A 14032-nucleotide genomic window follows, 5' to 3' on the forward strand; every position below is an offset into this window, starting at 1 on the left:
ACTCTATTAGCGCTTCCCGGGGCACGCTGTTGTTTATTTTTTGTTTTCCCCCCCCCCTCTCCCCCCCCCCCCCCCCGCGCACGCGTCGCCTAGCAGGCCACGACCACATCCACGGTCACCGGAGCCGGGTTCCACGGGAAGGACGCCACGCCGAAGCTGCCGTGGACGGTGGACCCGCAGGGCACCGTGCCGCCGACGCCACGGACCTGCACCGTGCTGGCGGTGAACAGCGTGCGCCCGTTCGACGAGCCGAGCGAGGCACCGCCCGCGACCTCACCGGACAGCGTGGTCAGCAGCTCCTTGGTCTGCGGGGCGGGACCGCCCGGGGTCGGCGGACCGGCCAGCGAGACCTGTCCGTACAGCTGGACCTGGCCACCGGTCACCTCGACGCACACCTTGGTCGCCAGGCCGGCCTGCAGCCCGGAGGCACCGCAGGTGGTGACGGTGCCGGTGGCGGTCGTGGTGGCGGCACCGGCCTGGGCCGGAACGGCCAGCAGGGTCGCCGCGCCGGCGACCCCGGCGGCGAGCAGAGCGATTCGGTTCATCGGATTCTCCGTCTTCTGAAACATCGACTCATTCACATGTGACATTTCACATGTGCCATGCCTTAACCCTGGCATGGGATTCGAACGCCTGAGTGGTGATCCACCCCGGAAAACCTGAACAGACCAGAAATCGACCTTCGATGGCGCGATCACTGCCGCCCCGCCCGCCCCGACCGCGACCGACCGAGCCGCCCGGGGTCCATGCGCACGGGACACCCGGTCGGCGGTGCGCCGCGTGCCCTGCCCGGTCCGGACGCGTTGGGCAGGCGTGAAGCCCTTCCGCACGACCTTCGCCGCCGTGCTCGCCGCCCTCGCCCTCGTCGCCGCCCGGCCGGTGCCCGCGCCGCTGATGGGTGCGGAGGTGCGCCTGCTCCCCACCGGGGATCGCGTCCTGGCCCTGACCTTCAACGCCGCCTGGGACGAGACCGGTCTGGACACCGTGCTGAGCACCCTGCGGGAACGCGGGGCGCCGGCCACCTTCTTCCCCACCGGCCAGTACGCCGAGCGGCACCCGGACGCGGTCCGCGCGATGGCGGCCGCCGGGCACGGGCTCGGCAACCACTCGTACAGCCACCCGCTGTTCACCGAGCTCGACGCCCGGCAGGCCGGGGCCGAGGTGCTGCGCGCCGACACGGCGATCCGCAAGGCCGCCGGGACGGACCCCCTGCCGTTCTTCCGCTTCCCCTACAGCGAGACGACGCCGCAGCGGATCGCCGACGTCAACGCGCTGGGCTTCGCCGACCTCGAGTTCACCACCGACACCAACGGCTACCTCGGCACCGCCGGCGGCATGACCACCGCCAAGGCCGTCGACCGCGCCCTCGCCGCCCTCGCCCCCGGCGCCATCCTCCAACTCCACGTCGGCGCGTCCGATGCGAGCGCCGAGCGGCGCTGCCTGGACGCGGAGGCGCTCCCCCTGATCATCGACGCCGTCCGCGACCGCGGCTACCGCATCCTGGACCTGCGCACCCTCCTGGACGGCTGAGCCGCCCTCCCCGGCTCCCGCTCAGCTCCCGCCGACCGAGTCCCGGAGGGCGTCGATCCGCCGGACGGACTCCAGGAAGGCCGTCCGGTCCAGGCCGCCCGCGTCGAGGGCGGTCGCGAGGGCGGTCGCGGCGGCCTCGCCCTGGCCGGCGTCGCGGGCGGAGCAGAGCAACAGGTCCATGCCCGCCCCGGCGGAGGCCAGGGCGCGGGCGCCGGTGTCGCCGTAGGGGGCGAGGGCCCCGGCCTCCAGGGCGTCGGTGACGGTGACACCCCGGAAGCCCAGCCGGTCGCGGAGTTCGCCCTGGACCACGGCCGGGGAGAAACCCGCCGGACGGTCGGGGTCGAGGGCGGGGTAGACCGCCCAGGAGGTCATCACCAGCCGGACCCCGGCGGCGATGGCGGCCCGGTACGGCTCCTCGCCCCGGGCCCGGAGGTCGGCGAGGGGGACGGGCAGGGTGACGGGGCCCTCGTCGGTGTCCAGGCCCCCGGGGGCGGAGCCGAGGCCGGGGAAGTGCTTGGCGGTGGCGGCGACGCCGAGGTCCTGCTGGGCGGTGAGGAAGGCGCTCCCCAGCCGGGCCACGAAGGCCGGGTCCTGGCCGTAGGAGCGCTCGCGGTGGTCGATGAAGTTGTCCGGGGCGTCGTAGACGTCGAGGACGGGGGCGAGGTTGACGTTCAGGCCGGCGTCCGCGACCGTGCGGGCCGCCCCGGCTCCCGACCGGGCGGCCTCGCCGACGGGATCGGCCGACGCCCCGGTGCGGCGCGCGGAGAGTACGGGCGCGCCGGGCAGGCGGCGCACCTGACCGCCCTCCTGGTCGGTCAGCAGCAGGAGCGGGCGGGGGTCCGGCGCCTCGGCTGCGGCCTGCCGCAACTCGCCGACAGCTGCCTTGAGTTGCTCCGGCGAGGTGACGTTCTCGCCGAACAGGATGACACCGGCCGCCCGGCCCTCGCGGATCGCCCGGAGCACGGTGGGCGACGGTGTCGGGCCGGGGTAGGAGTAGACGATCCGCCGGCCGGCGAGCTGCCGGGAGTCCAGACCGGCGGTCCGGTCGGTGGGCGAGGGGGAGCCCGCGGTGGTGGGCGACGCGGCATCCGGACCGGTGGCCGTCGACGAGGTCCTCTCCGCCGCGGACGGCGGTCGCTGCCCTCCCTTCGCCGAACAGGCCGGCACCAGGGCCGCCGCGGTCAGCAGCAGGGCCGGGAGCACGACACCGGCGGTCCGCGGCAGCGACGGCATCGGGCCTCCCCGGGACTGGGACGAGTGCGGACGGGTACGGGCGGACTGGTTCGAGCGGACCGGGCGAGGTGCCCGCCCGGGTCCGCCACGCTACCGGGGTGGCGGCCGACCGGCACGGCGGACGGCACCCGCCCCCCGGCCCCGGGCGCCTCCACGGCCCGTCACCCCGGCCGGCGCAGCAGCCGGCCCAGGACGGCGACGCCCTCCTCGATCCCACCCGGCGTGCCCGCCGCGTAGCCGAGGACGAGCCCGGGCGGGTGCGGCAGCCGGGCGTGCCAGGAGAGCGGCTGCACCTTGACGCCGTGCGCGAGCGCCGCGGTGGCGAGTTCGGCGTCGCCGCAGCCGAGCCCGGCCGGGAGGGTGACCATCAGGTGCAGCCCGGCCGCGGCGCCGTGCACGACGGCCCCCGGCAGGTGCGCGCCGATCGCGGCGATCATCGCGTCGCGGCGGCGCCGGTGCCGGGGCCGCAGCAGGCGCAGGTGCCGCTCCAGCTCGCCGGAGTCCATCAGCCGGGCCAGCACCAGCTGGGGCAGCACGGGATTGCCGAGGTCGGCGAAGCGCTTGGCCGCGAGGGCGGCCTCGCGGTAGCGGGGCGGGACGAGCAGCCACCCCGTCCGCAGCGCGGGGGCGAGCAGCTTGGAGACGCTGCCCATGTAGCAGACCTGCTCGGGGAGGACCGCGCGCAGGGCGGGCACCGGCGGGCGGTCGTACCGGTGCTCGGCGTCGTAGTCGTCCTCGATCACCAGGCCGCCCTCGCCGGCCCAGTGCAGCAGCTCGCGGCGGCGCCGGCCACCGAGCACCACACCGGTCGGGAACTGGTGGGCGGGGGTGAGCAGCACGGCCGGGGCGCCGGTGGCGCGCAGTGCGTCGACCCGGATGCCCTCCGCGTCGACCGGGACGGGCGGGGTGGCGCGGAGCCAGTGGCCGAGGTGTTGGCGGGTGCCGAGCGAGCCCGGGTCCTCGACGGCGACCTCGCTGATGCCCGCCCGGCCGAGGACCTGACCGAGCAGGGCGAGAGCCTGGGCGGCGCCCGCGACGATCAGCACCTCGTCGGGGTCGGCGCCGATGCCGCGGTTGCGGGCCAGCCAGCGGGCGACGGCCCGGCGCAGCGCGGCGCTGCCCCGCGGGTCGCCGTAGCCGAACTCGTGGGCGGGGAGCGCGTCGAGGACGGCGCGTTCGGCCCGGAGCCAGGCGGCCCGCGGAAAGGCGGCGAGGTCGGGCACACCGGGCGAGAGGTCGATCCGGGCGGGCGCGGCCCGCAGTGCGTCGAAGCTGGCGGGGACGGGGTCGGCCGCGAACAGGGCGGGCTCCGGCGCGGCCGGCACCGGGGGCACGAACGGCGGCGGCGGTACGGAGACGGCCGCGGCGAGGACGACCGTGCCGCCGCGCCCCCGACCGGCGAGCCGGCCCTCCTCGGTGAGGCGCCGGTACGCGTCGGTGACGACCCCCCGGGAGATCCGCAGCTCCGCTGCCAGCACCCGGGTCGCGGGCACGCGGCTGCCCGCCGGGAGCCGGCCGTCCGAGATCGCCTCGCGCAGGCGGTGGGCCAGCCAGTCGCCGAGGCCGCCGGGCGGCGCGTCGGCGGCGTCGAGCTGGAGGAAGTCCGCACCGGCGGTTATGGACCCCTGAGCGGGCGTCACTTTGGACCTGTTCACCGGGCCATTGTGCGGGCCAGGGTGGGGTCATGACCACGGAGACGACGGACACCGCAGCAGCCCCCACCGCCGGACCGGCGAGCACCCCGCTCCCGCACGACGACCGCCAGCCCCACGCGCACGCCCACGAGCGGGGCGGTGAACAGGCCGGCGAGCACTCCTACGTCCACGGCTACTCGCCCACCGAGGCGCTGCGGCTGGGCGACCAGGCCGACACCCTCGCCGAACTGCTGCACGCCGGTACGGCCTACCCGGCGGGCAGCCGGGTCCTGGAGGCGGGCTGCGGCGTCGGGGCGCAGACCGTGCACCTGCTGGCGTCCAGCCCGGGTGCGGAGCTGACGGCCGCCGACATCTCGGCCGACTCGCTCGCCCAGGCCCGCGCCCGGGTAGCGGCGCAGGCGCCCGGCGCGCAGGTGACCTGGCACCACGGGGACCTGCACGAACTGCCCTTCCCGGACGACTCGTTCGACCACCTCTTCGTCTGCTTCGTGCTGGAGCACCTGGCGGATCCGTCGGCCGCGCTGACCGCGCTGCGGCGGGTGCTGCGCCCCGGCGGCACCGTCACGGTGATCGAGGGGGACCACGGGTCGGCGTTCTTCCACCCGGACAGCGCCGCCGCCCGGGCGACCGTGGACCACCTGGTCCGGCTCCAGGCCGACGCGGGCGGTGACGCGCTCCTCGGCCGCCGGCTGCACCCCGTCCTGGCGGCCGGGGGCTTCCGGGACATCGCCGTCCGCCCGCTCACCGTCTCGGTGGACGACAGCCGGCCGGCGCTGGTGGAGGGGTTCACCCGGCGGACCTTCGTCGCGATGGTCGAGTCCGTGCGCGCCGACGCCCTCGCCGCGGCGCTCAGCACCGCGGCCGCGTTCGACCGCGGCATCGCCGACCTGCGGCGCACGGCGGAGGAGGGCGGGACGTTCCACTACACCTTCTTCAAGGCGGTGGCGGTCAACCCCTGACCGTCCGGCTGCCGTTGCCGCCCGGGGCCGGTGGCCGCCCCGGTCCCACCCCGGTCCCGGTCCCGCCCCGGGCTCGGTTCTGCTACTCCGGGCTGTCCCCGAGGGAGGCGAGGAGGGTACGCAGGGCGTCGATCAGCGCCTCGGTCTGCCGCTCGTCCAGGCCGGCGAGCAGCCGCCGTTCGGTGACCAGGTGGTCCGGGAGCGCCCGGTCGACCAGGGCGCGGCCCTCGGGGGTCAGTTCGACGTCCCGGCTCCGCCCGTCGGAGCCGCTGGGCGTGCGGGTGACCAGACCGCGGGCCTCCAGCCGGTCGAGCCGCTGGCTGATGGCACCGGAGGTGACCATCGCGGTCCGCATCAGTCCGGTCGGGGTGAGGCGGTAGGGCGGGCCGCTGCGGCGCAGGGTAGCGAGGACGTCGAAGGAGGCGGCGTCCAGACCGTGGGCGGCGAAGTTCCGCTTGAGCTCGGCCTCCACCAGGTAGGTGAGCCGTTTCAGCCGGCCGATCACCTCCATCGGGGAGACGTCGAGGTCGGGGCGCTCGGCGCCCCACTGCTTGACCAGCCGGTCCACATGATCTGCCACGCCCCCAGCCTAAACGATGCCTTAGCGGTGAGATACCTCACACGGCCGAACGGCCGACGCCGACCCGATATGCCTTAGCGCTGAGATATATTGGCTTAGTGCTAAGGAATCGACGACTCGGAATCGTCCTGCTGACCGCGCTGGCCCCCGCCATCTGGGGTTCGACCTACCTCGTCACCACCGAACTGCTCCCGCCCGGCCGCCCGCTGCTCGCCGGGGTGATCCGCGCCCTGCCCGCCGGGCTGCTGCTCATCGCCCTCACCCGCCGGCCCCCGAAGGGCAGTTGGTGGTGGCGCTCACTGGTCCTGGGCGCGCTCAACATCGGCGCGTTCTTCGCCCTGCTCTTCATCGCCGCCTACCGACTGCCGGGCGGGGTCGCGGCCACCGTCGGCGCCGTCCAGCCGCTGATCGCCGCCGGGCTCTCGGCCGGTCTGCTCGGCGACCGGCTCTCACTGCGCACCCTCCTCTCCGGCATCGCCGGGATCGCCGGCGTCAGCCTGCTGGTCCTGCGCGCCGGCGCCCAGCTCGACGCCCTCGGGGTCGCGGCCGCGCTCGGCGGCGCGGTCGTGATGGCCACCGGCGTCGTCCTCTCCAAGCGCTGGACCTCACCGGCACCACTGCTCGCCACCACCGGCTGGCAGCTCACCGCGGGCGGACTGCTGCTGCTGCCCGTCGCCCTCGTCGTCGAGGGCGCCCCGCCGTCCCACCTCACCGGCGACAACCTGCTCGGCTACGGCTACCTCGGCCTGATCGGCGCGGCCCTGTCGTACGCGCTCTGGCTCCGCGGCATCCGGGCGCTGCCCGCCACCTCGGTCACCTTCCTGGGACTGCTCAGCCCGGTGGTCGCCACCGCCCTCGGCTGGCTCGTCCTCGGACAGAACCTCACCCCCGTCCAGGGGCTCGGCGCGGTGATCGTGCTCGGCTCGCTGGTCGCCGCCCAGACCCAGCGGCCCCGCACCGCCGCGGTCCCGGCCGACCCGGCGGCCCCGGCCGACCCGGCCGACCCGGAACCCGCGCGGCACGGCGAGCGGCCCGCGAACGAGTCCGCCGCCGCACGCGCCTGAACCGTCTTCAGGCACTCCCGCAGAACCCCTCACCAACGCCACCAGAGAACCGGAGCCATCCCATGCGCATCACCGTCTTCGGCGCGACCGGCAACGTCGGCAGCCGGGTGGTGACCGAGGCCCTCGCCCGGGGCCACGAGGTCACCGCCGTCCTCCGCGACCCGTCCCGGCCGCACGCGCTGCCGGCCGCCGCCGAGATCGCCACCGGCGACGCCCGCAACCCGGAGGACGTCGCCCGTCTCGCCGCCGGCCGGTCCGTGGTGATCAGCGCCACCCGCCCCGCCCCCGGCAGCGAGCCCGACCTGGCGCTCGCCACCAAGGGCCTGCTGGCCGGCCTGGCCGGGACGGACGTCCGCCTGCTCGTGGTCGGCGGCGCGGGCAGCCTGACCCTGCCCGGCGGCGACGGCGCCACCGTCATCGACGACCCCGACTTCCCGGCAGCCTGGCTCCCCATCGCCCTCGCCTGCGGCGAGCAGCTCGCCCTCTACCGGGCCGAGACCGAGGTCGACTGGGCCTACCTCAGCCCCGCCGCGCTGCTCGAACCGGGCCGGCGCACCGGCCACTACCGCCTCGGCCGCGACGAGCTGCTGGTCGACGAGGCCGGTGTCTCGGCGATCTCCATGGAGGACCTCGCCGTCGCCCTCCTCGACGAGGCCGCTCGGCCGGCCCACCACCGCACCCGCTTCACCGTCGCCTACTGAGCCCCGCCGTCACCGCCCCCGGGAGTGCCCGGTGCCCTCGGCACCGGGCACCCGCACGTCGCGGGCGGGTCGGCGGCGGGCGGCGGGGAGGCCGAGGGGGCCGGTCGGTGGCGGGGCCGGCCGAGGGGGCGTCCTACGCGTTCCGGATCGCCGTCACCAGACCGGCGACGAGATCCGCCCGCTCGGCCATCGACGCGACCTCCAGGTACTCGTGGTCCGCGTGGGCACCGCCGCCGACCGCTCCGAGTCCGTCGAGTGTCGGGATCCCCAGGGCGGCCGTGAAGTTGCCGTCGCTCCCACCGCCGACCCTCATGCTCCCGACACCGGGCAGCAACCGCTCCGCCAGCGCGAAGAGTTCGGCCGACGCCGACGCGGGCATCGGCGGCCTGCCGACGCTCCCCCGCACCGTGATCCGCGCCCCGTCGAGATGCGGGGCGAGCGCCGCGAAGGCGGCCTCGATCCGCTCCTTCTCCCCGGCCGACTCGACCCGGACGTCGACGGTGACGGTCGCCCCGGCCGGCACGACGTTGTCCAGGGTGCCCGCCGAGGCCACGGTCGGGACCACGGTCGTGCCGACCTCCGGCCGGCCGAGCGCCACGATGTCGAGCACCTGGTGCGCCGCCTCGACCAGGGCGTTGACGCCCGCCTCGGGTTCGAGGCCCGCGTGCGAGGCCCGGCCCACGACGGAGACCTCGAACGTGCCGCAGCCCTTGCGGCCGGTCTTCAGCGCCCCGCCGTCGGCCGCCCCCTCGAAGACCAGCACGGCGCCGCAGGCCCGCGCACGTTCCTCGATGAGGGCCCGGGACGAGCCCGAGCCGACCTCCTCGTCGGCGGTCACCAGGATCTCCACGCCCGACAGGTCGTCGAGGGCCGCCAGCCCGTGCACGGCCTGGACCAGGCCGCCGAGCATGTCGAAGACCCCGGGACCGGTCGCGTGCCCGCCCTCGACCGCGAACGGGCGGCGCCGGAGGGTGCCCGACGGGAACACCGTGTCGTGGTGGCCGAGGATCAGGACCTTGGGCTCGCCGCCGCCCGACCAGTGGACGTGGGGCCCGGCGTCGGTCCCGACCAGCACCGCGCGCCCGCCGAGGCGGCTCTCGACCACACCCGCCACGGCCTCGGCCGAGGCCTTCAGCGCGTCGAGGTCACGTGACGGGGACTCGACCTCGACCAGTGTCCTGAGGTCCTTGAGCATCTCGTCGACGTTCACCGGTGCGGCCTTGTGCGTAGTCATGCCCGCCACGCTACTGAACCCGCCCGCCCCCTCGAACCGCCGTCCCGCCCCGAAGGCCCCGAGCCCGACCCGTCGACCCGCCCGCCGCGCCCGGGGAACGCGTCCGGGGAACGTGTCCGGGCGCGATCAGCGGAGGGGAGGCGCGAGGGCGTGGGCGAGGAGGGTCTCCGCAGCCGCGCGCGCGTGCCGGCCGTAGTCCGCCTCGTTCAACACCATGGCGCGACTAGCCGCGCCGTCCGCGAGGGTCACCAACTGCTCGGCGAGGGCGGCGGGCTCGGCGCACCCCAGCTCCGCCACGAGCGTGGTGACCAGATGGGCCATCAGCAGTTTCCGTTCCCGGGCGTAGGCGTGGATCGGGCTCAGGGGGTCGGGGAACTCCGCCGCGGCACCGATGAACGGGCATCCCCGAACCGGGGCCGCCGCCGCGGCGGGTGGGTCGAACAGTCGAAGGATCCGCTCCCGGGGGTCGAGATCCTCACGGGTGAGCACGCTCTCCAGCGTGGTCCCCGACCCGGCGAGCGCCCGCAGGTAGGCGATCACGAGGTCGCTCTTGGTCCGGAAGTGGGCGTAGAGGGTGCGCTTGGACACCGGCGCCGCTTCCGCGATCTGCTCCATGCCGGTCGCGGTGATCCCCTGGTCCGCGAACAGCCGGGTGGCGGCGGCCAGGATGCGCTCCCGCGCACCCCGCCCCGGCCGCGTAGGTCCGTGCACTTCCGTCTCCGGTGCCGCAGTCATGGGGTGAGTATACGGAGGCGTTTACTTCCGCTGCGGCGGGTGGGTAGAGTCGCACCCGTCCAAGTAAACGGGTGCGTCTACTTCGTGCGAGTGAGGGGTGCTCCATGGGCCGGTCCGGTCACACCGAGCTGAGTGGTTACGCGGAGCGGCTGATCCGCGGCCGACGCGCCGTACGTGCGTTCCGGCCCGACGCCGTGCCCCCGGAGACGATGCGTGCGGTCTTCTCGCTGGCCGGCGCCGCGCCGTCCAACTCCAACACGCAGCCGTGGCGGGTGGAGGTGGTCAGCGGCGCACCGCGCGACCGACTGGCAGACGCCCTGCAGGCGGCCCACGCCGCCCGCCGCACCTCCGCCGACTTCCCGTACCGCGAGGACATGTACGCCCCGATCCAGCAGGAACGGCGCGCCGCCTTCGGCGCCGAGCTCTATGGCGCGCTGGGTATCGGCCGTGACGACGCCGCGGCACGCGCGGCCTACGACGCCGAGAGCCTGCGGTTCTACGGCGCACCGCACGTCGCGTTCCTCTTCGTCTCCTCAGACCGTGCCGACGCGCGGCCGGCCGCGGATGTCGGCGCCTATCTGCAGACGCTGCTGCTGGCGATGGCCGCGTACGGGGTGGACAGCTGTCCCCAGGGACTGCTGAGCTTCTACGCCGACACCGTGCGCGGCGAACTCGGCGTCAGCGGGGGGAAGCTGCTCGTCGGGGTCTCGTTCGGCTACGCCGAAGCCGCCGCACCGGTGAACCGCGTCAGCACCGGACGCGTGGCACTGACGGCGACCACGACGTTCCACGACTAGGAGACCGGGACGACGGCGACGATCCGGCCGCCCGCCAGGAAGCACAGCCGCTCGGCCCGGGTCCGGTAGCCCCACGCCCGCACCCGGTGGAAGCAGAGGTCGGCCGGTATCGGCGCTTCCCGCAGGTCCGCCACCAGGGCGTCCCCGGGGAGCGCGGCCGCCGCCGCGGCCCGCAGTGCGTCGCCGGCCGCGACCCACTCCCGCGCCGGGGCCGAGAAGACCCAGGGCTCGCCCGTGTTGGGCAGGAAGTGGTGGAGGGCGGACCGCACCCGGCTCGCGAACCGGGAGCCGTCCACACCGCCGTCCGCCGTCGCTGCCCGGCGCGCCGCACCGCGGGCGGCCCGGGCGAGGACGAGCAGCAGGTGCGGCAGCGATTCGGCGAGCAGGGACACCTCCGGCCATTCGGCGAGCCGCTCCGCGTCCCCCGGGACGGAGACGACATGGCCCCACTCCCCCGTCTCCCGGTCGATCCGCACCTGCACGGAGACCGGGTCGCGGCCCCGGTCCAGCCAGGCCACCGGCCAGAACGAGCCCGGGCCGCCGACCATGTCCACCAGCGTCGGCGAGTGCCGGTCGGCCACCGCACCGGGGCGCAGTTCGACCGGCTCCAGACCGGCGATCCGGACGCCGGTGAGCTCCCGCAGCACGGCGCGCACCTCGCCGGGCAGCGGCACCGGCCAGTCGTCCAGCTCCGCCTCGGTGCAGCCCCCCTCCAGGACCACCAGGCCGGGCAGCTCCGCCGCCAGGGCGCGCAGTTCGGCCACCGCCCGATCGGGAGCGTCGGCGGGGACGGCGGGCCGCTCGACCGGGCGGCCCAGGAAGTCCCCACTGACCAGGCTCCGGACCAGCAGCGCCCGCCCGTCGCCGACCAGGGTGAACGAGACCTCGCTGCCGCTGGTGTCCGCGGTGGCGTGGGCGGTCGAGTAGTACGGCTCCCAGCCGAGCGTGCACGGGTAGCCGGGCAGTTCCCGCAGGTCGACGACGTCGGTCAGACTGTCGCCGGGGCCGGCCAGCCGGGCGAGCCCGGGATCGGCGGCCGCCGCCCGCAGCGAGGGCACGGCGAGCACCGTCGAGGCACCGGCCGGCTGCTGCCAGGCGTCCTCACCCTCGGCCAGCCGGCCGGCCAACTCCGGCAGCCAGCCGACGAATCCGGGTGCCTCGACGACGCTCTCCTCGTCCCCCCAGGGTTCGAGGCGCAGCACCGGGCCCCAGTCGGCACGCGCCGCCGCCCCGACACCGACCACCAGCTGCCCGCCCTCGTAGCCGGTCTCACCGACGACCAGGTAGCCCTCGCCCGGCGCCTCCCCGCCGACCGGACCGAAGGCGTAGGTGCCCCACTCCTCGCTCTCGACCCCGCCGACCTCGCGCAGCACCGCGCGGCAGGCCGCCGGCACGAAGACCGGCCAGGCGTCCATCTGTTCGTCCGTGAAGCCGCCCAGCAGCTCGATCCCACCGGACGGTTCCTGCGCCAGCGCGCGCAGCGCGGCCAGCGCCTCGCGGGCCCCGCCCACCCCGTCGTCCGTCGTCGTCATACCGCTACCGCCTGCCCCGTGCCCGTGCTGGTTCCGTTCCGATCACTGCGGACGGCAGCCTAACGACCTGCACCGACAATCGCTCCTCCGGGCGGCCCGACCCCGGCACACGACCGGGCCGTCCCCCTCGCGCGCCCGCCGTCCGCCCGGCCGACGGCCCGTCAACAGTGCAGCCCGGGCGACCCGGAGGAGCCCTGCGCCCTCGGCGCCCCCGCCGTTCGGCGGGTGTCGTCCGCACCACCCCGAAAAGTGGTGCGTGCCGGATCGACCGCACCCGCTCCGGGCCCCGAGGATCAAGACGTGAACGAATCCGTACCCAGCACCCGCCGGCGCCGGGGGGCGCTCGCCACCGCGGTGGCCGCGCTCCTCGCCGCCCTGTCCCTGCCCGTCACCGGCGCCGCCGCGGCCACCGGCGCCCCGGTACCGCCCGTCCCCTCCCGCTACACCCAGCAGCGACTCGCCTGGCAGCCCTGTGCGGAGGCGCCCGAGCTGGAGTGCGCCACGATGGCCGTCCCGCGCGACTGGCACCACCCGAAGCGCGGTCCGGACCTCTCCGTCGCGGTGTCCCGGCACCGGGCGGACGACCCGGCGAAGCGGCGCGGCACCCTGCTGATGGCCGCCGGCGGCCCCGGCGGGGCGGGGCTGCTGCGGCCGGGCAGCTTCGTGCGCGCGGCGCCGGCCGTCGGAGCCGCGTACGACGTGGTGGGCTTCGACCAGCGCGGGGTGGGCCGGAGCACCCGGCCCGTCTGCCAGACACCGGAGGAGTTCCAGGACTTCTTCGCCGGGGACTTCCGCGACGACGACCCGGCCGCCCGCGCCCGCGTGATCGACAACTCCCGTCGCCTCGGCGCCGACTGCGCGCGGCGCAGCGGCGGTCTGCTGCCGTTCCTAACCACCGAGCAGACCGTCCGCGACCTCGACCTCTTCCGCGCCCTGCTCGGCGAGCGGCGGATCACCTACTACGGCCCGTCCTACGCGACCATGATCGGCGCGTACTACACGACGCTCTTCCCGCGGCGGGTGGAGCGGATGGTGCTGGACAGCAACGTCGGCTTCGACGGCAGCTGGGAGCGGTTCCAGCTGGGGCAGCCGATGAGCTTCCAGCGCCGCTTCGAGGAGGACTTCCTGCCCTGGTTGGCGGCCCGGGACGACACGTACCACTACGGCGCCACCGTCGCCGAGGCCGGGGCCCACTGGGAGCGGCGGCGCGCGGCCCTGCACGACGGCCCGCTCGTCGACGGCGCCCTGACGGTCGGCCCCAACCAGCTGGACAACGGCACCGTCCAGGCCGTCTACCGGGCGAGCGACGGATTCCCCGCGCTGGCCACCGCCCTGACCGCACTGGACGACTGGCCGGGCGCGAGCCCGACCGCCCGGGAGACGGCGCGGCAGGTCTTCGGCCAGTACCTGAGCCCCGGGTTCCTCGCCGAGTACTTCGCGGTGACCTGCAACGACACGCCCTGGACGGGTGATCTGGACACCTGGGTCGCGCGGGGCCGCGAACTCACCGCCCGTTGGCCGCTGGCGGGCGCCCGGACGCTGGCCTTCGCCGCCGTCTGCGCCACCTGGCCCGCGCCGACCGCACCCCGGGTGCGGGTGACGGGGGCGGGCCTGCCGCCCACGCTGATGCTCAACTCGGTGCACGACCCGGCCACCTCCTACGAGGCGGCCCGCTCGGCCCACCGGGCCTTGCGCGGCTCCCGGCTGGTGACGGTGACCGGCAGCGGCGACCACGGCCAGTACCCGGGGTCCAATGCCTGCGTCCGCGAGGTCGTCGAGTCCTACCTGCTCGACGGCCGCGTCCCCGCCCGTGATATCAGCTGCCCCTCCCCGCAGTCGGGTTGACCGGCACCCAGGCGCCCCCCGGCGCCGGGTGCGGTCCGGCCGGACGGGTGGTGGCCGGCCCGCCCGGAGTGGGGGGGGGGGGGGGGGGGGGGGGGGGGGGGGGAAGGCCCCGCGGGGGGGGGGGGGGGGGGGTGGGTGGGTGGGGGGGGGGGGGGGGGGAACAAGCA

At 75.8% G+C, this 14032-nt stretch carries 13 protein-coding genes; 6 read left to right on the forward strand and 7 right to left on the reverse strand.

What is annotated here, in order from left to right:
- Positions 1-89 precede the first annotated feature (89 nt).
- The gene (locus ACZ4UX_RS12170) at positions 90-545 is read right to left on the reverse strand and encodes a hypothetical protein (protein WP_465706560.1); all 456 of its coding nucleotides are present in this window, start codon (positions 543-545) and stop codon (positions 90-92) included.
- A 268-nt stretch (positions 546-813) separates the two neighbouring features.
- Here ACZ4UX_RS12170 and ACZ4UX_RS12175 point away from each other — a divergent pair, with 268 nt between their 5' ends.
- Complete coding sequence (locus ACZ4UX_RS12175; RefSeq protein WP_465706561.1) at positions 814-1530, forward strand: polysaccharide deacetylase family protein; 717 nt, start codon at positions 814-816, stop codon at positions 1528-1530.
- A gap of 21 nt (positions 1531-1551) precedes the next feature.
- Here the strand turns inward: ACZ4UX_RS12175 and ACZ4UX_RS12180 are convergent, their stop codons facing one another.
- Positions 1552-2763 (reverse strand): glycoside hydrolase family 3 N-terminal domain-containing protein, encoded by a 1212-nt coding sequence (locus ACZ4UX_RS12180; protein ID WP_465706562.1) that lies wholly within the window; start codon positions 2761-2763, stop codon positions 1552-1554.
- 161 nt (positions 2764-2924) lie between these two features.
- On the reverse strand, positions 2925-4418 hold the full coding sequence (gene pdxR, locus ACZ4UX_RS12185; RefSeq protein ID WP_465706563.1) for a MocR-like pyridoxine biosynthesis transcription factor PdxR: 1494 nt from the start codon (positions 4416-4418) through the stop codon (positions 2925-2927).
- A gap of 29 nt (positions 4419-4447) precedes the next feature.
- On the opposite strand from pdxR, the gene ACZ4UX_RS12190 reads away from it, so the two are divergent.
- Positions 4448-5377, forward strand: coding sequence for a methyltransferase domain-containing protein (locus tag ACZ4UX_RS12190; protein ID WP_465706564.1), 930 nt, complete (start codon positions 4448-4450; stop codon positions 5375-5377).
- Between the two features lie 82 nt (positions 5378-5459).
- On the opposite strand, the gene ACZ4UX_RS12195 is transcribed toward ACZ4UX_RS12190, so the two are convergent.
- Complete coding sequence (locus ACZ4UX_RS12195) at positions 5460-5957, reverse strand: MarR family winged helix-turn-helix transcriptional regulator (protein ID WP_465706565.1); 498 nt, start codon at positions 5955-5957, stop codon at positions 5460-5462.
- Positions 5958-6055: 98 nt separating this feature from the next.
- On the opposite strand from ACZ4UX_RS12195, the gene ACZ4UX_RS12200 reads away from it, so the two are divergent.
- Positions 6056-7021 (forward strand): EamA family transporter, encoded by a 966-nt coding sequence (locus ACZ4UX_RS12200; protein WP_465706566.1) that lies wholly within the window; start codon positions 6056-6058, stop codon positions 7019-7021.
- A gap of 62 nt (positions 7022-7083) precedes the next feature.
- On the forward strand, positions 7084-7722 hold the full coding sequence (locus tag ACZ4UX_RS12205) for an NAD(P)-dependent oxidoreductase (protein WP_329491239.1): 639 nt from the start codon (positions 7084-7086) through the stop codon (positions 7720-7722).
- A 133-nt stretch (positions 7723-7855) separates the two neighbouring features.
- Here ACZ4UX_RS12205 and ACZ4UX_RS12210 read toward each other — a convergent pair whose 3' ends face one another.
- Both ACZ4UX_RS12210 and ACZ4UX_RS12215 read right to left on the reverse strand, forming a co-directional pair.
- Positions 7856-8956, reverse strand: a complete 1101-nt coding sequence (locus ACZ4UX_RS12210) for a M20 family metallopeptidase (RefSeq protein WP_465706567.1) — start codon at positions 8954-8956, stop codon at positions 7856-7858.
- A 126-nt stretch (positions 8957-9082) separates the two neighbouring features.
- Entirely contained in the window at positions 9083-9691 is a 609-nt protein-coding gene (locus ACZ4UX_RS12215) for a TetR/AcrR family transcriptional regulator (protein ID WP_465706568.1), read from the reverse strand.
- A 104-nt stretch (positions 9692-9795) separates the two neighbouring features.
- Between ACZ4UX_RS12215 and ACZ4UX_RS12220 the strand changes: the two genes are divergently transcribed.
- Positions 9796-10488, forward strand: a complete 693-nt coding sequence (locus ACZ4UX_RS12220; RefSeq protein WP_465706569.1) for a nitroreductase — start codon at positions 9796-9798, stop codon at positions 10486-10488.
- Here the strand turns inward: ACZ4UX_RS12220 and ACZ4UX_RS12225 are convergent.
- Positions 10485-12020 carry a hypothetical protein gene (locus ACZ4UX_RS12225; protein WP_465706570.1) on the reverse strand — a complete coding sequence of 512 codons (1536 nt, stop codon included), beginning with the start codon at positions 12018-12020 and terminating at the stop codon, positions 10485-10487. The two genes, ACZ4UX_RS12220 and ACZ4UX_RS12225, sit on opposite strands and share 4 nt — an antisense overlap.
- A 300-nt stretch (positions 12021-12320) precedes the next feature.
- On the opposite strand from ACZ4UX_RS12225, the gene ACZ4UX_RS12230 reads away from it, so the two are divergent.
- Entirely contained in the window at positions 12321-13865 is a 1545-nt protein-coding gene (locus ACZ4UX_RS12230) for an alpha/beta hydrolase (RefSeq protein WP_465706571.1), read from the forward strand.
- The last annotated feature ends 167 nt before the right edge of the window (positions 13866-14032 follow it).

Source organism: Kitasatospora sp. NPDC028961, from assembly GCF_055564815.1.